The organism is Acidovorax sp. DW039 (genome assembly GCF_037101375.1).
Taxonomy (GTDB): domain Bacteria; phylum Pseudomonadota; class Gammaproteobacteria; order Burkholderiales; family Burkholderiaceae_C; genus Acidovorax.
Genome location: NZ_AP029019.1, coordinates 2,960,671 through 2,977,729, shown reverse-complemented (window position 1 = coordinate 2,977,729; position 17,059 = coordinate 2,960,671). Strand labels below are relative to the sequence as shown.

Below are 17,059 nucleotides of genomic sequence, written 5' to 3'. Positions count from 1 at the left end.
GAGATGGGGTTGTGGGGGGCTGATGACTCGCTGGCGGGCTGGGCTGCCGTGTCTTCGGTGGCGCTGCTTTTGGCTCTGCTGGTGGACTGGCGCTGGGGCGAGCCACCCGTCAGCATCCACCCCGTGGTATGGATGGGGCGCTACCTGGGCTGGGCGGGGGCGCATGTCGCGCCGCTCACGCACGGCAGCCCGCCGCCGCACCTGCAAAGGCGCCGCTCCTTCTGGCTGGGCGCTTTGGCCTGGTGTGCGGGGGCCGGTGGGGTGGGGGCCTTAGCCTGGTGGTTGCAAAGCCAGTTGCTGCAGGCCCCTTGGTGGCTGGCCTGCACGCTGCTGGCCGTGCTGCTCAAGCCCATGCTGGCCTGGCGCATGCTGCACCGTGAGGTGGCTGCGGTAGAGCAGGCCTTGTCCCGTTCGTTGGCAGAAGGGCGCGAGCAACTGGCCCGCCTGGTCAGCCGGGATGTGAGCCAGCTTTCGGCGGCAGAGGTGCGTGAATCGGCCATCGAATCCCTGGCCGAGAACCTCAACGACTCGGTGGTGGCCCCCATCTTCTGGTTTGTGCTGCTGGGCCTTCCGGGCGCGGTGGTGTACCGCTTTGCCAACACGGCCGATGCCATGTGGGGCTACCCCGGCAGCCGTGGCGCGCGCTACTGGCAGTGGGCGGGCAAGTGGGCCGCGCGGGCGGACGACGTGCTTTCGTGGGTGCCGGCGCGCATTACTGCGCTGCTGCTGGCCGCGCTGCGCGGGGGGCTGGCCTGGGGCCAGCTGGCCCGAGAGGCGCGCAAGACCCCGTCCCCCAACAGCGGCTGGCCCATGGCCGCCATGGCCCTGGCACTGGACGTGCGTCTGGCCAAGCCAGGCGTTTACAGCCTGCACCCCGGCGGGCGTGCTGCCGGGCCGCTGGAAACACGGCGTGCCATCCAGTTGGGGCATAAAGTGGTGCTGGCGCACGCTGCACTTGCGGTGGCGGCTCATTTTTTCATAGCGGTCTGGTTGCAGGGCTGGGGCGGGGGCTTGCATGGCTGAGCGGGCCCATTCCCCGGCCAGCGCTGGTGCCTCAGGCACGGGGGCGGACCTGTCGGGTGCTTCCATCCACGGTGGGCCTGATGCAGCGGGCGTGCCGCTGCACGACTTCTCTACCAATAGTAACGCCTGCGGCCCGTGCCCCCCCGCCTTGCTAGCCGTGCAGCAGGCGGATTCGACCCGTTACCCAGACCCTGCCTACACCCGCTTGCGGCAGGCCTTGGCCGCGCTGCATGGGGTGGTGGCAGACCGCATTGTGGTCATGGGCAGTGCCTCCGAAGGCATCCACCGCCTGACCGCTCTGGCCGCCCAGCAGGGCATGGGCCAGGTGGTGCTGCCCCCCTACAGTTATGGCGACTATGCCCAGGCTGCCCAGGCACGCGGCCTGGCCGTGCTGCGCCGGGCCGACGGGGCCACTGCCGGCTTGAACGCAGCGCTGCACTGGGCTTGCGAGCCCGCCAGCCCCACGGGGCGGGACGATGCAGCACTGGCACGCTGGCTGGAAGTACCCGCGCCCGGTGGCAGCCTGCGCGTGGTGGACTGCGCCTACCGCCCCCTGCTGCTGGAAGACACCTTGCCCACCACGCTGGCGGGCGATGTCTGGCAGTTGTGGTCCCCCAACAAAGCCTTGGGCTTGACGGGCGTGCGTGCTGCCTATGCCATAGCGCCTGCAGGCGAGGGCGCTGCAGCGCAGGTGCAGGCCTTGCTGGCGCTGTCGCCCTCGTGGCCCGTGGGGGCGCATGGGGTGGCCATGCTGCAGGCTTGGGCCACAGCTGCCGTGCAGCAGTGGGTGACCCAGTGCCTGCCCACCTTGCGGGCCTGGAAGGCGCGGCAACTGGCACTGTGCCAGCGCTGGGGCTGGGCCGTGGTGCCCGGCAGTCTGGCCAACTATTTCGTGGCCGCGTTGCCGGTCTCTCATACCGGTGGCGCTGATCGTGTGCTGACTGACCTGCGGCAGCACGGCATCAAGCTGCGCGATTGCACCTCGTTTGGCCTTCATGGGCATGTGCGCCTCGGCGTGCTGCCCCCGGCCTCGCAAGATGCGCTGGATGCCGCCTGGCAGCAAGTGGCAGACGCTGCAGCGCGGTCTTGATATTTTGCGGATGACAATCCAGGCATGAATTCCAATCCCCCAAGGCCACTGGCCCGCTGCGTGATGGTGCTGGGCACCACCAGCGGCGCAGGCAAAAGCTGGCTTGCCACCGCGCTGTGCCGCTACTACAGCAACCTGGGCCTCAAGGTTGCGCCCTTCAAGGCGCAGAACATGAGCAACAACGCCCGCGTGGTGAGCAGCGCCACCGGGCAAGGAGAGATCGGCTCTGCCCAATACTTTCAGGCACTGGCCGCCCGCGCCGAGCCCGAGGTGCGCATGAACCCGCTGCTACTCAAGCCCGAGGCCGATACCCACAGCCAGGTCGTGCTGATGGGGCAGGTGAGTGCCGAGCTCACAGCCTTGCCCTGGCGCGGCCGCAGCGCCCTGGTGTGGCCGCAGATTGCCGCTGCGCTCGATGCGCTGCGGGCCGAGAACGATGTGGTCGTGATCGAAGGCGCAGGCTCACCCGCCGAGATCAACCTGCACGCGAGCGACATCGTCAACATGCGCGTGGCGCGGCATGTGGGGGCCGCCTGCCTGCTGGTGACGGACATTGACCGGGGCGGCGCCTTTGCCCACCTGTACGGCACCTGGGCGCTGCTGCCCGAGGACGAGCGCGCGCTCATCCACGGCTTTGTGCTCAACAAGTTTCGCGGTGACGCCAGCCTGCTGGCCCCGGCCCCGCAAATGCTGCAAGACCTGACCGGCGTGCCCACCGTGGCCACCATCCCCATGAACTGGCGTCATGGCCTGCCTGAAGAAGACGGCGTGTTTGACGACCGCACGCTGGCTGCAGGCACGGTGCACACCACGGTGGCCGTGGTGGCCTACCCGCGCATCAGCAACCTGGACGAGTTCCAGCCCCTCAAAAACGTGCCCGGTGTGCGCCTGCTGTGGGCCCGCAGCCCGGCTGACTTGGCAGGCTTGAAAACCAGCGACTGGGTGGTGCTGCCCGGTTCCAAGGCCACCGCGGCCGACCTGGCCTGGCTGCGTGCCCAAGGGCTGGACCAGGCCATTGCCCACCATGCAGGGCAGGGTGGCACCGTGCTGGGCGTGTGCGGAGGCCTGCAGATGCTGGGCGAGGCGCTGATCGACACCGCAGGCATTGACGGCAACGCCCCCGGCCTGGGCCTGCTGCCCCTGGTCACCACCTTTGAAGTGGCCAAGACCGTGCAGCGCACCCGTGCGCAGTTTGGCGCGGTGCAAGGCCCCTGGTCGGCGTTGGCCGGTGTGGCCGTGCAGGGCTACGAAATCCACCACGGCCAGACGGCCCAGCACCCCGCCATGGCCGCCAAAGGCGATGTCGCCCGCGAGGTGATCCCCGGCATGTGCTGGCAAAACCCGCAGGGCAACGTGCTGGGCCTGTACCTGCATGGCCTGCTGGAAGACCCCGCCGCCCTGCAAGCCCTGTTTGGCCGCGATGGCGCAGCCCCCGTGCCCACGCTGGACGCCGTGTTTGACGGCCTGGCCGCGATGGCGCAAACGCACTTTGCCCCCGGCTTCCTGCAGGGGCTGGTGGCACCGCACAGCGATCCGCGCCCGTCTTGACCTGTGTGCTTGCGCAGGTCCACTGCGCGGCGCAGCATCGGCCCCTGTTTTTGAATTCACCCAATTGCCAGACACCATGACGACTTTCACCTTGCCAGTCATTGCCGACCTGAACGACGCAGCCCTCACCGCCCGCCTGCAGCATGTGCTGGACCACAAGACCAAGCCATTGGGCTCGCTGGGCCAGCTCGAAGCCCTGGCGCTGCGCATCGGCCAGGTGCTGGGCACAGAGGCCCCCGTGCTGCAGCAGCCGCAAATGCTGGTGTGCGCGGGCGACCATGGCCTGGCGGCCAAGGGCGTGTCGGCCTTCCCCAGCGACGTGACCTGGCAGATGGTGGAGAACTTTTTGGCCGGTGGCGCCGCCGTGAGCGTGCTGGCCCGCCAACACGGCCTGGGCCTCACGGTAGTGGACTGCGGCGTGACCAAAGACATTGCCCCGCGCGACTCTGCCCCCGGCCAGCCCCGCCTGCTGCTGCGCAAAGTGGCCTCCGGCACGCAAGACGCATCCGCAGGCCCTGCCATGACCGAAGCCCAGTGCCAGCAGGCCCTGGCAAACGGGGCCGAAGTGGTGCGCAACCTGCCCGGCAATGCGCTGCTGCTGGGCGAAATGGGCATTGGCAACACCTCGGTCGCATCGCTGCTGCTGGCGCGCCTGGGTGGCTTGCCGCTGGCGGAATGTGTGGGCGCAGGCACGGGGCTGGATGCTGCTGGCATCGAGCGCAAGCGCGCCGTGCTGCAGCAGGCACTGGATGTGAATGCGCAAGCCACCACACCCCTGGCCGCGGTGGCCGCGCTGGGCGGCTTTGAAGTGGCCACGCTGACAGGCGCCGTGCTGCAGGCCGCTGCCGAGCGCCGGGTGATCGTGGTCGATGGCTTCATCACCAGCGCTGCCGTGCTGGTGGCCAGCCGCATTGCGCCAGCGGTGCTGCAGCGCTGCGTGTTTGCCCACCGCTCGGGCGAGCGCGGCCACACCCTGATGCTGGAACAGATGCAGGCTGAGCCCTTGCTGGAACTGGGCCTGCGCCTGGGCGAAGGCTCCGGTGCCGCCCTGGCCTGGCCGCTGCTGCAATCGGCCTGCGCGGTGCTGCGCGAGATGGCGAGCTTTGAATCTGCCGGGGTGGATGGGCAGGTGAAGTGAGCGGGGCGTGCGCGATGTCCTGCACATTTGGGGTATTTTTGGCCTGTAGCGCTTATGGGGTAAGCGCAGGCAGCTATTGAAATGATAGTGGCCGAGTTGGCTTGCGTGTCCGCCGCTCCATTCGCGTTCAAGGCGTTGGCCCCCTGCTGGGGCAGTGATTGCCACCAGCCGCTGCGCACGCGCTTTGTGGGGCGGCGGCCATGAAGGTTCGCCGCCGCGCTGCCATCGCTGCAGCCCTTGCCTTTGCGCTTGCCGTGGTTGCGTTGGGGGTGCTGTGGGCGGCAGGGCAATGGCTGAGCCAGCCTGCCGCCCGGGCCATTGGTGCGGCCCCGGCAGACTTTGGTGCACAGGTGGTGCGCATTCCTCTGCCTGTGTCTGAAGGTGCATTTGTCGCAGGCTGGTTCAAGCCGGGGCAGCCCCAAGGGGGCGCGGTGCTGTTGCTGCACGGCGTGCGCTCTGACCGTACTCAGATGTTGGCGCGCGCGAGGTTCCTGGCTGCTGCGGGCTACGCTACCCTGTTGATTGACCTGCCTGCCCATGGTGAGAGCAGTGGCGACCGCATCACCTTTGGCGCCCGTGAGGGCGAGGGCGTGAATGCCGCGCTGGCGTTTTTGCGTGCCCAGGCGCCGGGCGAGCGTGTGGCGGTCATCGGGGTGTCGCTGGGGGCGGCCTCCACCGTGCTGGCGTTGCCCCAGCCCGAGCCCGATGCGCTGGTGCTGGAGTCGATGTTTCCGACCATCGAAGACGCCGTGGGCAACCGGCTGGCGGGCATGCTGGGGCCTGCGGGCCGCCACCTTGCGCCCCTGTTGTTATGGCAGTTGCCCTTGCGCCTGGGCGTGCACACCGCAGATTTGCGACCCGAGGCGCGGTTGGCGCAGTGGCATGCGCCGGTGCTCATTGCTTCCGGCTCTGAAGATCGGCACACGCCTTGGCACGAAACCGAGCGCCTGTTTGCCGCAGCACCAGCGCCCAAGGCGCTGTGGAAGGTGGAGGGCGCCGCGCATGTGGACTTGCACGCCTTTGCCTCGGCGCAGTACGAGCAGCGGGTGCTGGCGTTTTTGTCGGCGCACTTGCGTGGGGCACCGGCCGCGCCTTGAGTTGGGGCGGGGCCGCGCTGGGGCTGGGGTAGGGCCGTGGTGAAGGCCCCCATGCCTGCTGGCAGTGCAAGCCGGGAGGCCTCTGACAGCGGGCGTTCCCGGTATCAGTGCATTTTGTATACAAAATGGTGCAAACATTGTGTGCAAAGCTGGCACGGCGCTTGCGTAAAGCATCGGCATGCAAGCCCACACCTCTGCACCCGCACCTTCGCAACCCTCTGCGCAAGCCACACCGGCACCCGCTGGCATTGAAGTCGTCGCGCTGACCAAGCGCTATGCCAGTGGCAAGCCTGCTGTGGATGCCATCAACCTGCGCATTGCCAGCGGCAGCTACTGCTGCCTGCTGGGGCCCTCGGGCTGCGGCAAGAGCACCACCTTGCGCATGATTGCGGGGCACGAGTCGGTGACCAGCGGCGACATCCTGCTGGAGAACCGCAACATCACCGATCTGCCCGCCGCCGCGCGGGGCACGGCCATGATGTTCCAGAGCTTTGCGCTGTTCCCGCACCTGTCGGCGCTGGATAACGTGGCCTTCAGTCTCAAGATGAAAGGCGTGGCCAAGGCCGAGCGCCAGGCCAAGGCGCGCGACCTGCTGGAGCGCGTGGCCCTGGGTCATTTGTCTGAACGTAAGCCCGCTGAACTCTCGGGCGGGCAGCAGCAGCGGGTGGCGCTGGCACGAGCCCTCATCACGCAGCCGCGCGTGCTGCTGCTTGATGAACCGCTTTCGGCCCTTGACCCCTTCCTGCGTATCCAGATGCGTGCCGAGCTGCGCCGCTGGCAAAAGGAGCTGGGCCTGACCTTCATCCATGTGACCCACAGCCAGGAAGAGGCCATGGCCCTTGCCGACACCATGGTGGTGATGAACCATGGCGTGATCGAGCAGGTGGGCAGCCCGCACGAGGTTTACAACCGGCCCGCCAGCGAGTTTGTGGCGCGCTTCATGGGTGGGCACAACGTGATCGACACGCCCGAAGGCAAGGTGGGCGTGCGCACCGACCACCTGCAGATCGCCCCCGCCCAGGCCGAGCTGCCCTGGGGCGCCCAGCGCATGCAGGCCGTGGTGACCGACGTGGAATACCAAGGCACCTACGTGCTGGTGGGCCTGCAAAAGCACGGCGCAGTTCTGTCGGCCAACGCCACGGCAGCCTATTCGGTCATGGTGTCAGAAGCCGCCTTTGCCGCGCAGCCCTACCAGGTGGGGCAGGGCGTGCAACTGCACTGGACGCCTGAGCAGGCGCATCCGCTGTCCGTGGCCGCCTGAGCGTATCGCCACCCATCCTCTTTTTCACCCGTTCCCTTCCGCAACCCAAGGAGTTTTCCCATGTCCGATGCTTCCCGTGCTGATTCCCCTGCTGTTGTCTCCGATGCCACTGGCGTTGTCCGTGAAGCCACTGGTGTGGCTCGCCGCTCGCTGCTCAAGGGCACGGCGGGCATCTTGGCCGCTGGCATGTTCCCGGCCGTGCATGCGCAAGAGAAGATCGTGCTGCGCTACCTGGGCACAGCGGTGAACCAGGACAAGGCGATTGCCGAAAAATTCAAGGCCGACACCGGTATCGAGATCCAGTACGTGGCGGTGACCACGGACGACGTGACCAAGCGCGCCGTCACGGCGCCCAACAGCTTTGACCTGATCGACACCGAGTACTTCTCGCTGAAAAAGATCGTGCCCACGGGCAACCTCAAGGGCATCGACACCAAGCGCATCAAGAACGCTGACAAGATCACCACGCTCTTCACCACCGGCATGGTGGCGGGCAAGGCCGTGGGCGACCAGGGCACCGCGCCCAAGAAGGTGATTTATCTGGAAGGCGAAAAGTCCAAGAAGTTTGCGACCGCGCCCACACAGTTCATGAGCCTGATCCCCACCGTGTACAACGCCGACACGCTGGGCATCCGCCCCGATCTGATCAAGCGCCCCATCAATTCGTGGGCCGAACTGCTGAACGCCGAATTCAAGGGCAAGGCGGCCATCCTGAACATTCCTTCGATCGGCATCATGGACGCTGCCATGGTGGTCGAGGCCATGGGCATCTACAAGTACCCCGACAAGGGCAACATGACCAAGAAGGAGATTGATCTCACGATCAAGACCCTGATCGAAGCCAAGAAGCAGGGCCAGTTCCGCGCGCTGTGGAAGGACTTCAACGAGTCGGTGAACCTGATGGCATCGGGCGAAGTGGTGATCCAGTCGATGTGGAGCCCAGCCGTCACCGCTGTGCGTACCAAAGGCATTGCCTGCAACTTCCAACCGCTGAAGGAAGGCTACCGCGCCTGGGCAGCAGGCTTTGGCCTGCCCACCACGCTGAGCGGCCGCAAGCTCGATGGCGCGTATGAGTTCATCAACTGGTTCTTGGACGGCTGGGCCGGTGCCTACCTGAACCGCCAGGGCTACTACAGCGCCGTGCTGGAGACCGCCAAGGCCAAGATGGAAGCCTACGAGTGGGCCTACTGGATGGAAGGCAAACCTGCCACGCAAGACATCAAGAGCCCGAACGGCGACGTGCTGGCCAAGGCTGGTGCGGTGCGCGACGGCGGCAGCTACGAGTCGCGCATGGGTGGCATTGCCTGCTGGAACGCGATCATGGATGAGAACAACTACATGGTCCAGAAATGGAATGAATTCGTGGCGGCGTAGTAGAGGTGTCACCCCCTGAGGCGCTGCGCGCCTTCCCCCTCTCTCTCGCATTGCTGCGCAATGCGGGGAGGGGGACGCCCCCGGTGCGGCGGGGCGGCCCTTGCACGGGGGCACTGGCCTCTGGCCGCGCCGGTTTCGAAGGCAGCGTGCGGCGCTGTTGATTTCTGAATGCAAACACCATGAGCACGACCACCCCACCATCCTTACCCGCTGCTGCCGTCCCTGGCCGCAGCATTGCCGCCTGGTGGCAGGCAGCGCCGTTCACGCTGGTGTTTGCGCTGTTCTTCATCATCCCGCTGGCGTTGATCGTGATGGTCAGCTTCTGGGATTTCAACGACTACGAGCTGCTGCCCGGGTTCACGTTCAAGAACTACGTGTCCATCTTTGATGGCTGTAGCGATATGTCAGACGGCCTGTGCGTCACGCTCAAGACGTATTACTCCACGCTCAAGTTCAGTTTTCTGGTGTGGCTCATCACGCTGGTGATCGGCTTCACCGTGGCTTATTTTTTGGCCTTCCATGTGCGCTCATCGGGCATGCAGACGCTGCTGTTCGTGCTGTGCACCATCCCGTTCTGGACCTCGAATGTGATCCGCATGATCTCGTGGGTGCCGCTGCTGGGGCGCAATGGTTTGGTCAACCAAACCTTGATTAGCATGAACCTCATCGAGACGCCCATCGAGTGGCTGCTGTTCTCGGATTTTTCGGTGGTGCTGGCCTTTGTGCATCTCTACACCATGTTCATGATCGTGCCCATCTTCAACAGCATGATGCGCATTGACCGCAGCCTCATTGAAGCCGCCAGCGACAGCGGCGCGAGTGGCTGGCAGACGCTGTGGAACGTGATCGTGCCGCTGTCCCGCACCGGCATCATCATCGGCTCCATCTTTGTGCTCACCATCGTGATGGGCGACTTCGTGACCATCGGCGTGATGGGCGGGCAGCAGATTGCGTCCGTGGGCAAGATCATCCAGGTGCAGACGTCGTACCTGCAGTTCCCGCTGGCGGCGGCCAATGCCGTGATCTTGCTGGCCGTGGTGCTGATGATCATCTGGGGCCTCACGCGCCTCGTCGATATTCGCAAGGAGCTGTGAGATGACCACCCGCATCCGTGAAGCCCGCCCCGCCAGCTTCTGGCCCCTGGCCATCGTCTTTGCGCTGTTCGTGCTCTTCATGTACGGGCCCATGTTCGTGATCTTCATCCTGAGCTTTCAGGGACCGGAAGGGGGGCTCACCTTTCCGATGCGGGGCGTGTCGCTGCACTGGTTCGCCAAACTGGCCGAAGGCCTCGGCGTGGTGGACATCGGCGCGGCGCTGTGGCGCTCGCTGGGCCTGGGCGTGGCCGTGATGCTGTGTACGGTGGTGCTGTCGGTGCTGGCCGGGCTGGCCTTTCGCAAGCGGCTGGCGGGCGGCAACACGCTGTTCTTCATCGTGGTGGCCAGCCTCATCATGCCGTCCATCATCGTGTCGCTGGGCATTGGGCTGGAGTTCCGGCTTATCGACAACGGCATCAAGGCCGTGCTGGAATGGCTGGGCATGGACAGCGCGCTGGAGGGCTATGGCACATCGCTGGGCCTGTTCACCTCGGCCCTGGGCGCGCACCTCACATGGACGCTGCCGTTCGGCCTGCTCATCATGTTTGCGGTGTTTAACCGCTTCAACCCTGCGTACGAAGAGGCTGCACGCGACCTGGGCGCCACACCCTGGCAGGGCTTTGCCCATGTGGTGCTGCCATTGATTGCGCCCTCGGTCGTGGGCATTGGCATGTTCGGCTTCACGCTCAGCTGGGACGAAATCGCCCGCACCTCGCAAGCCATTGGCGATGTGAACACGCTGCCGCTGGAGCTGCAGGGGCTGACCAGCACCGTGACCACGCCATCCATCTACGCGCTGGGCACCGTCACCACCGTGGTGTCGTTCGCAGTGATGGGCGTGACGCTGCTGCTGGTGTGGGCACTGGGCCGCAGGCGCAAGGGCCGTTCGGGTTAAAAACGGCACCCTTATGACGACTACCCTCCCCAAGCCCCGGCGCACGCGCGCTGCGGTTACCGAACCGCCCGTGCAGCCCGACACGACCGGCCAGCTCAGTGACAACGACATGTACGACCGCATGGTGTCGGCCATCCTGGACCACCGGCTGCCCCCCGGCACCAAGCTGGTGGAAGACAAATTGGCCGCTGCATTTGGCGTGTCACGCACGCGGGTGCGCCCTGTGCTGGTGCGGCTGGCCAATGAACAGGTGGTCACCCTCACACCCAACCGGGGCGCCTCCATCGCCCAGCCCACACCGCAAGAGGCGCTGGAGGTGTTCGAGGCCCGCCGCCTGTTGGAGCCGCGCCTGGTGGAACTGTTCATTGCCAACGCCACCGACGCCGACATCGCCGCGCTGCGCACCTGCATCGACGACGAAGAGGCCGCCCGCGCCAGCGGCGACATGCGCCGTGCCATCCGTCTGTCGGGCGACTTTCACCTGCACATCGCGCAGGCCGCAGGGCACCAGACACTGGGACGCATCCTGCGCGAGCTGGTGTCGCGCACCTCGCTCATCCTGATGACCTACAGCCCCAGCCACGCCCAGACGCGCGAAGAGGCCACGGCCTGCGGCTGCCGCGAGCACCGGGCGCTGATCGACGCGATTCGCCTGCGCGATGCGCGCGAAGCGCCCCGGCTGATGCTGGCCCACCTGGCGCGCATCGAATCGCAGCTGGAGTTCACGCCGCCCGCGGCAGAGGCGCCCGATCTGGCGCAGTTGCTGGGCGGGGCCTGACTCGCTTTTCACATCCTTCCTCCATGCGCCAACTGCTCGTCATCAACCCCAACATGTCGGCCCATGTCAGTGCCTTGCTGCAGCGGCATGTGCAGGCGGCTGCGGGCTCGCATGTGGCGGTGCGCACGGCCACGGCCCGCTTTGGCGCGCCGTACATCGCATGCGAGGCGAGCTACGCTGTGGCGGCCCACGCCGCGCTCGATGTGTGGGCGCATGAGATCGCACAGCCGCAGACCGCGCCCGGCGCGGTGCTGATCGGCTGCTTTGGCGACCCCGGCCTGATGGCGCTGCGCGAGAGCAGCCCGGTACCCGTCACCGGCCTGGCCGAGGCGTCATTCATCGAAGCCGCGCGCCATGGCCGCTTTGCCATCGTGACGGGCGGCGAGCGCTGGGGCCCCATGCTGCAGCGCCTGGCCCAGGCGTTGGGCCACGCCCACGCGCTGGCAGGCATCCACACCGTGGCCCCCACCGGCGCGCAACTGGCGGCGGACCCCGAAGCAGCCCGTGCCTTGCTGGCCCAGGCCTGCCGTGATGTGGTGCGGCAGATGGGCGTGCAGGCCGTCATCCTGGGCGGCGCCGGGCTGGCAGGCATGGCCGCCGCCGTGCAGCCCCAGGTGTCGGTGCCCGTGATCGACAGCGTGGTCGCCGGTGCCACCTGGGCGCTGCGCGCGCACCCCGTGCCGCCGGAGCGCAAGGTGGCTGGGTTTGATGTGGCCTGGGTGGGGGTGTCGCAGGAGATGGCGGCGCTGGGCACCCGCAGCGGTGCCTGATCCGGCCTCGCGGGCCGACGGTTGCGCAAGGGCTAGAAATCTCTGCCAAAGCACAGATTTCGAGTGTTTTTGGCTGGATGCGCTAGAGCAATTTGCCTCAGCTGCTATTAATTTTGAAGCGCAGTGCGTTCTATGCGTTCTGCACGTTCAGGGCGCCAGCGTCTTCGGCTTGTATTCGCAATACTCGCTCACCACGCATTCCCAGCAGCGCGGCTTGCGCGCCTGGCACACATAGCGGCCCAGCAGGATCAGCCAGTGGTGCGAGTCCACCGCGTAGGCCGCGGGCACGCGCTTCATCAGCTGCAGCTCCACCGCCAGTGGGTTCTTGCCCGGTGCCAGGCCTGTGCGGTTGCTCACCCGAAAGATGTGCGTATCCACCGCCATGGTTGGCTGGCCAAAGGCCACGTTCAGCACAACATTGGCCGTCTTGCGGCCCACGCCGGGCAGGGCCTCCAGCGCTTCGCGCGTGCGGGGCACCTGGCTGCCGTGCTGCTCCACCAGGATGCGGCAGGTCTCCATCAGGTTCTTGGCCTTGGTGCGGTACAGGCCGATGGTCTTGATGTAACCCTCCAGCCCCTCCAGCCCCAGGTCCAGGATGGCCTGCGGCGTGCCCGCCACGGGGAACAGCTTGCGCGTGGCTTTGTTCACGCCCACATCGGTGGCCTGGGCCGACAGCAACACAGCGGCCAGCAGCTCGAACACGGTGGTGTATTCCAGCTCGGTGTTGGGCATGGGGTTGGCGGCTTTCAGGGTGGCGAAAAATGGTTCGATGCTGGCGGTTTTCATCGTCAATCAGGATCTGTGGGGTGGTCTTTGTGGCCGTTGTGCACGGTCAGGCATTGTCCTGCAGCTTTCGTGGCCGTTGTGGGGCCGGCGGCCGTTGAGGTCGCTTCCTGATGGGCAGGTAGCATGAAGCACTGCGCACGGACCGTGATCACGCCTTGCTGCATGGCCCGTTCTTTGCGTTGCCCGTTTCTGAGCTTGTTCTGGAGAGCTTCATCATGCTGCGGTCCCGTTTTGTATCGACTTTGGTCGCCAGTACCTGTTTGCTGGCCCTCCCGGGCATTGGCCTGGCCCAGACCTACCCTGAGCGGCCCATCAAACTGGTCGTGCCCTTTGCGCCGGGTGGCGCGACAGACATCCTGGGCCGTCTGCTGGCGACAGCCTTGGGAGAACGCCTGGGGCAGCCGATGGTGGTGGAGAACCGGCCCGGCGCAGGCACCGTGGTTGCTGCTTCGATGGTGGCCAAAGCACCTGCGGACGGCTACACGCTTTTGCTGGGGTCGAACACCACCCTCACGATGAATCCTGCGATACGCAGCAGCCTGCCTTACGACCCCGTCAAGAGCTTCACGCCCTTGGCGCTGGTGGCTGACATGGGACTGCTTTTGGTGGCCAACAACGACACCCCCGGCAAAACACTCAAAGACATCGTGGCGCAGGCCAAGGCTGCGCCAGAGAAGTTCTCTTACGGCTCCTACGGAACGGGCTCTTCGGTGCACTTTGGAGCAGAAATGCTCAAGACCACGGTAGGGTTTCAGATGATGCATGTGCCGTTCAGTGGCAGTTCACCCAGCCTCACGGCCTTGATGGGCGGGCAGGTGCCTTTGGCGGTAGACACCGTGGTGGCCTCCACACCACTCATCAAGGCGGGCAAGATCAAGCCCATTGCGGTGTTGAGCCCGCAGCGCTTGCACCTGCTGCCGGATGTGCCCACCGTGGCAGAAAGCGGCTACCCCGGTTTTGACATGGGGTCGTGGTTTGCCTTTGTGGGGCCAGCGGGCCTGCCTGCAGCGGTGCAGAAAAAGCTGGAAAAGGCGCTGGCCGACACGATGGCATCGCCCGACTTCAAGAAGAAGATGGTGGATTTGGGGCTGACCCCGATTGGTGGCAACGGAGAAGCGTTGCGCATGCGTATCGAGCGCGAGCTACCGTTGATGCGGGCTGTGGCTGCGCGGGCCAGCATTCAGGCGGATTGATCGCCTGCCCGTGGCGGTACGGCGGCCTGTGTTCCAGCGGGCACCGTGGCGCACTGCAGGAAACCTGCGCGCCAATTGGCGACAATGCAGGGTCTCTAGCCATTTTTCATCCGCACACGCCATGCAATTTGCCGACCGCCTGAACAACGTAGAAACCTCCGCCATCCGCGAACTCTTCAAGCTGCTGGGCAAGCCCGGCATCATCAGCTTTGCGGGTGGGTTCCCTGACAGCGCCATGTTCGACGTGGATGGCATCCGCGCCGCCAGCAATGCTGCCCTGGCCGAAGAGCCCGGCGCTGCACTGCAGTACGGGGCGACCGAGGGCTACAACCCTTTGCGTGAGCAGTTGGCAGCCTTCATGACCAGCAAGGGCGCCAAGGATGTGGCGGCCGACAACCTGATCGTGACCACCGGCAGCCAGCAGGCGCTGGACCTGCTGGGCAAGACCCTCATCAGCCCCGGCGACAAGGTGATCGTGGAAGGCCCGACCTTCCTGGCCACCATCCAGTGTTTCCGCCTGTACGGCGCTGAACTGATCAGCGCGCCCATCGACGGCAACGGCGTGAAGACCGACGAGCTGGAGAAGCTGATCGCCGAGCACAAGCCCAAGTTTGTGTACTTGATCCCCACCTTCGGCAACCCCAGCGGCGCCATGCTGAGCCTGGAGCGCCGCAAGGCCGTGCTGGAGATGGCGGTGAAGCACAACACCCTGATCGTCGAGGACGACCCCTACGGCGACCTGTACTTTGGCGATGCGCCACCGCCCAGCCTGCTCAACCTGTCGGCCAGCGTGCCCGGCAGCCGCGAGCTGCTGGTGCACTGCGGCAGCCTGAGCAAGGTGCTGTCGCCCGGCCTGCGCGTGGGTTGGATGATTGCCCCGGCAGAGCTGCTGGGCAAGGCCACCATGTGCAAGCAGTTCAGCGACGCACACACCAGCACCTTTGCCCAGGCCACGGCTGCGCAGTACCTCAAGGCGGGCCGCATGCCCGCCACACTGGCCCATGTTCGCAAGGTGTATGCCGAGCGCGCCCAGGCCATGGGCGACGCGCTGCGCAAGGAGCTGGGCGATGCCATTGAGTTTGTGCAGCCCCAGGGCGGCCTGTTTGTGTGGGCGCGCCTGACGGGTGCGGGCGGCAAGGTGGCCGACGGCAACGTGCTGGCCAAGCGCGCCATCGAAAAGGGCGTGGCCTTTGTGCCTGGAACGCCGTTCTTCTGTGCCAACCCGGATCACGCCACCTTCCGCCTGTCGTTTGCCACTGCAGACGCCGACAAGATCCGCGAGGGCGTGGCGCGTTTGGGTCAGGCGATCTGAAAGATGTCAGAAACCAATGACCTCGATCAGGTGCATCAGCGCCTGGAAAGCCTGGAGATCAAGGCCAGCTACACCGAGGATCTGCTCGATCAGCTCAACATGACTATCTACCAACAGCAGCAGCTGATGGAGCGATTGGTAGAGGAGATCAAGCACCTGCGCCAGCAGATGCCTGAGGCAGGCACGGGCATGGTGCGCAACCTGCGTGACGAGTTGCCACCGCATTACTGATCTGCCTGATCCTGCCTGCTCTTGCTGCAGCCCCTGTGTACGCTGATTCTTCTGATCCAGTGGGCGGTGGCAGGGGGAGCAGGCTTCAGGAAGGCGACGATTCCGCCACTGCAATCTGATTACGCCCCCTGTTTTTCGCGTGGTAGAGGGCTTGGTCCGCGCGGTCCAGCATGTCCCGCAGGCTGCGGTCTTTGAGGCTGACGGTGCCCACCCCCAGGCTGGCGGTGATGCGGTAGGTCTGCCCTGATTCGTCCGCCAGCCGCAGGCCTGCCACACCATTCAAGATGCGACTGGCGATGGTGATGGCTTCTTCTGCCGACGTGTGCGGTAGCAGGACTGCAAATTCTTCTCCCCCCAGTCGTCCCACCATGTCCCCCGGGCGCACATGGGCTTTGACTGCGGTGGCAAACGCTACGAGTGCTTTGTCACCTTCCAGATGGCCTAGCCGGTCATTGATGGCCTTGAAGTGATCCAGGTCCAGCATCAGCAGCGCCAGGGGTTCGTTGTGCTGGCGTGCCCTTTCATACACTGCTTCCGCTGCCTCCAGAAACGCCCTGCGGTTGGCCATGCCGGTGAGCATGTCGGTCGTGGCCAGGCGCTGAAGTTCGCGTTCCAGGTTTTTGCGTTGGGTGACGTCGCGATAGATGCCTTCCACGCCCGCAAAGTTGCCCGCGTGATCGTAGAGGGCGTGGCTGCTGATGGAGATGTCGATCACGGTGCCATCGCGCCGCACCATCTGCCCCGGAAAGTCGGCTACCTCGCCTTTGGCCATGATGGCCGCCTTGAAGGCATCCCGGTCAGAGCTTTGCGGGTAGTACGACTCGGCGGTTCGGCCCTCGATTTCATGGGGCTCGTAACCCAGAACGCGCCGTACACCCGGCCCTACATGCTGAACCACTCCCTGCGCATCGGTGCGGTAGTAGACGTCCTGCATGTTTTCGAACAGGCGGCGGTAGTTCTGCTCGCTCTCGCGCAGCTGGGCCTGTATTTCGCCCTGATGTGTCATGTCCAGCCCGCACATCAGCAAGGCGGGCGAACCCTCCCACTCGATGGCGACGCTGGAGATCAACACCATGCGCAGATTGCCTTTGAGGGTGCGGATACGGAATTCGGAAGATTTGTTGGGGCGGCCCTCCTGCTCTGGGCGGGCTACCTGCTCTATGCGTTGGCTGGAGCGTGTCTGGTCCAGCGGGTGGACGAAATCTCCAGGTGGCCTGCCCAGAATGTCGGCTGCGCTGTTGGCCTCCAGCAGGCTGACTGAAGCCCGGTTGGCAAAGCAGATGACGCCATCGCGTGTGAGCAAAACAGCCCCAGGCAAAAGCTGCATCAAATCAAAGCTCTCAGGCATGGTGAACAGAATGCGCCACAAAAAGATTGTTGCATTTTGTCACCTGATGCTTTCAGTGAAAACTTTTATTGGCGCATGACTGTCCCCCTTCTGACTTTGATGCTCCGCTCTACCTCCTGTA

General features: G+C 65.4%; 16 protein-coding genes. 14 read left to right on the top strand and 2 right to left on the bottom strand.

From position 1 onward, the window contains the following. The first annotated feature begins 3 nt into the window (after positions 1–3). The 11 genes from cbiB (at position 4) to AACH87_RS13215 (ending at position 12,068) form a co-directional block, all read left to right on the top strand. Complete coding sequence (gene cbiB, locus AACH87_RS13265; protein WP_338798953.1) at positions 4–1,023, top strand: adenosylcobinamide-phosphate synthase CbiB; 1,020 nt, start codon at positions 4–6, stop codon at positions 1,021–1,023. Further along, positions 1,016–2,113, top strand: coding sequence for an aminotransferase class I/II-fold pyridoxal phosphate-dependent enzyme (locus AACH87_RS13260; RefSeq protein ID WP_338794931.1), 1,098 nt, complete (start codon positions 1,016–1,018; stop codon positions 2,111–2,113). The genes cbiB and AACH87_RS13260 overlap by 8 nt, the downstream gene beginning before the upstream one ends. Positions 2,114–2,176: 63 nt before the next feature. Beyond that, the gene (locus AACH87_RS13255; protein WP_338798952.1) at positions 2,177–3,661 is read left to right on the top strand and encodes a cobyric acid synthase; all 1,485 of its coding nucleotides are present in this window, start codon (positions 2,177–2,179) and stop codon (positions 3,659–3,661) included. Between the two features lie 76 nt (positions 3,662–3,737). Next, on the top strand, positions 3,738–4,799 hold the full coding sequence (gene cobT, locus AACH87_RS13250; RefSeq protein ID WP_338794930.1) for a nicotinate-nucleotide--dimethylbenzimidazole phosphoribosyltransferase: 1,062 nt from the start codon (positions 3,738–3,740) through the stop codon (positions 4,797–4,799). A gap of 200 nt (positions 4,800–4,999) precedes the next feature. Further along, positions 5,000–5,896 (top strand): alpha/beta fold hydrolase, encoded by an 897-nt coding sequence (locus tag AACH87_RS13245; RefSeq protein WP_338794929.1) that lies wholly within the window; start codon positions 5,000–5,002, stop codon positions 5,894–5,896. A 178-nt stretch (positions 5,897–6,074) separates the two neighbouring features. Further along, positions 6,075–7,157 (top strand): ABC transporter ATP-binding protein, encoded by a 1,083-nt coding sequence (locus AACH87_RS13240; RefSeq protein WP_338794928.1) that lies wholly within the window; start codon positions 6,075–6,077, stop codon positions 7,155–7,157. A gap of 60 nt (positions 7,158–7,217) precedes the next feature. Then, positions 7,218–8,531 carry a PotD/PotF family extracellular solute-binding protein gene (locus AACH87_RS13235; protein WP_338794927.1) on the top strand — a complete coding sequence of 438 codons (1,314 nt, stop codon included), beginning with the start codon at positions 7,218–7,220 and terminating at the stop codon, positions 8,529–8,531. 179 nt (positions 8,532–8,710) lie between these two features. Beyond that, positions 8,711–9,625 carry an ABC transporter permease gene (locus AACH87_RS13230; RefSeq protein ID WP_338794926.1) on the top strand — a complete coding sequence of 305 codons (915 nt, stop codon included), beginning with the start codon at positions 8,711–8,713 and terminating at the stop codon, positions 9,623–9,625. Between the two features lies 1 nt (position 9,626). Beyond that, entirely contained in the window at positions 9,627–10,520 is an 894-nt protein-coding gene (locus AACH87_RS13225) for an ABC transporter permease (RefSeq protein WP_338794925.1), read from the top strand. 13 nt (positions 10,521–10,533) lie between these two features. After that, positions 10,534–11,298 carry a GntR family transcriptional regulator gene (locus AACH87_RS13220; protein ID WP_338794924.1) on the top strand — a complete coding sequence of 255 codons (765 nt, stop codon included), beginning with the start codon at positions 10,534–10,536 and terminating at the stop codon, positions 11,296–11,298. A gap of 23 nt (positions 11,299–11,321) precedes the next feature. After that, positions 11,322–12,068, top strand: a complete 747-nt coding sequence (locus AACH87_RS13215; RefSeq protein ID WP_338794923.1) for an aspartate/glutamate racemase family protein — start codon at positions 11,322–11,324, stop codon at positions 12,066–12,068. A 147-nt stretch (positions 12,069–12,215) separates the two neighbouring features. Here the strand turns inward: AACH87_RS13215 and nth are convergent, their stop codons facing one another. Next, on the bottom strand, positions 12,216–12,854 hold the full coding sequence (gene nth / locus AACH87_RS13210) for an endonuclease III (protein WP_338794922.1): 639 nt from the start codon (positions 12,852–12,854) through the stop codon (positions 12,216–12,218). Between the two features lie 215 nt (positions 12,855–13,069). Here nth and AACH87_RS13205 point away from each other — a divergent pair, with 215 nt between their 5' ends. The 3 genes from AACH87_RS13205 to AACH87_RS13195 all read left to right on the top strand — a co-directional run bounded on the left by AACH87_RS13205 (position 13,070) and on the right by AACH87_RS13195 (position 15,590). Continuing rightward, positions 13,070–14,047 (top strand): tripartite tricarboxylate transporter substrate binding protein, encoded by a 978-nt coding sequence (locus AACH87_RS13205; protein WP_338794921.1) that lies wholly within the window; start codon positions 13,070–13,072, stop codon positions 14,045–14,047. A 121-nt stretch (positions 14,048–14,168) separates the two neighbouring features. Then, positions 14,169–15,359, top strand: coding sequence for a PLP-dependent aminotransferase family protein (locus AACH87_RS13200; RefSeq protein ID WP_338794920.1), 1,191 nt, complete (start codon positions 14,169–14,171; stop codon positions 15,357–15,359). 3 nt (positions 15,360–15,362) lie between these two features. Continuing rightward, a complete protein-coding gene (locus tag AACH87_RS13195) occupies positions 15,363–15,590 on the top strand; it encodes a SlyX family protein (RefSeq protein ID WP_338794919.1) in 228 nt (75 codons plus the stop codon). Positions 15,591–15,675: 85 nt separating this feature from the next. On the opposite strand, the gene AACH87_RS13190 is transcribed toward AACH87_RS13195, so the two are convergent. Further along, positions 15,676–16,917, bottom strand: a complete 1,242-nt coding sequence (locus tag AACH87_RS13190; RefSeq protein ID WP_338794918.1) for a sensor domain-containing diguanylate cyclase — start codon at positions 16,915–16,917, stop codon at positions 15,676–15,678. Between the last annotated feature and the right edge of the window lie 142 nt (positions 16,918–17,059).

What these genes read in the sequence shown, in the direction of transcription:
- AACH87_RS13240 (WP_338794928.1), top strand. Translation starts at nt 6,075, where the DNA reads ATGCAAGCCCACACCTCTGCACCCGCACCTTCGCAACCCTCTGCGCAA.
- AACH87_RS13255 (WP_338798952.1), top strand. Translation starts at nt 2,177, where the DNA reads ATGGTGCTGGGCACCACCAGCGGCGCAGGCAAAAGCTGGCTTGCCACC.
- AACH87_RS13190 (WP_338794918.1), bottom strand. Translation starts at nt 16,917, where the DNA reads ATGCAGCTTTTGCCTGGGGCTGTTTTGCTCACACGCGATGGCGTCATC.
- AACH87_RS13205 (WP_338794921.1), top strand. Translation starts at nt 13,070, where the DNA reads ATGCTGCGGTCCCGTTTTGTATCGACTTTGGTCGCCAGTACCTGTTTG.
- cobT (WP_338794930.1), top strand. Translation starts at nt 3,738, where the DNA reads ATGACGACTTTCACCTTGCCAGTCATTGCCGACCTGAACGACGCAGCC.
- AACH87_RS13195 (WP_338794919.1), top strand. Translation starts at nt 15,363, where the DNA reads ATGTCAGAAACCAATGACCTCGATCAGGTGCATCAGCGCCTGGAAAGC.
- AACH87_RS13260 (WP_338794931.1), top strand. Translation starts at nt 1,016, where the DNA reads ATGGCTGAGCGGGCCCATTCCCCGGCCAGCGCTGGTGCCTCAGGCACG.
- AACH87_RS13230 (WP_338794926.1), top strand. Translation starts at nt 8,711, where the DNA reads ATGAGCACGACCACCCCACCATCCTTACCCGCTGCTGCCGTCCCTGGC.
- AACH87_RS13245 (WP_338794929.1), top strand. Translation starts at nt 5,000, where the DNA reads ATGAAGGTTCGCCGCCGCGCTGCCATCGCTGCAGCCCTTGCCTTTGCG.
- AACH87_RS13225 (WP_338794925.1), top strand. Translation starts at nt 9,627, where the DNA reads ATGACCACCCGCATCCGTGAAGCCCGCCCCGCCAGCTTCTGGCCCCTG.
- AACH87_RS13220 (WP_338794924.1), top strand. Translation starts at nt 10,534, where the DNA reads ATGACGACTACCCTCCCCAAGCCCCGGCGCACGCGCGCTGCGGTTACC.
- cbiB (WP_338798953.1), top strand. Translation starts at nt 4, where the DNA reads ATGGGGTTGTGGGGGGCTGATGACTCGCTGGCGGGCTGGGCTGCCGTG.
- AACH87_RS13200 (WP_338794920.1), top strand. Translation starts at nt 14,169, where the DNA reads ATGCAATTTGCCGACCGCCTGAACAACGTAGAAACCTCCGCCATCCGC.
- AACH87_RS13235 (WP_338794927.1), top strand. Translation starts at nt 7,218, where the DNA reads ATGTCCGATGCTTCCCGTGCTGATTCCCCTGCTGTTGTCTCCGATGCC.
- AACH87_RS13215 (WP_338794923.1), top strand. Translation starts at nt 11,322, where the DNA reads ATGCGCCAACTGCTCGTCATCAACCCCAACATGTCGGCCCATGTCAGT.
- nth (WP_338794922.1), bottom strand. Translation starts at nt 12,854, where the DNA reads ATGAAAACCGCCAGCATCGAACCATTTTTCGCCACCCTGAAAGCCGCC.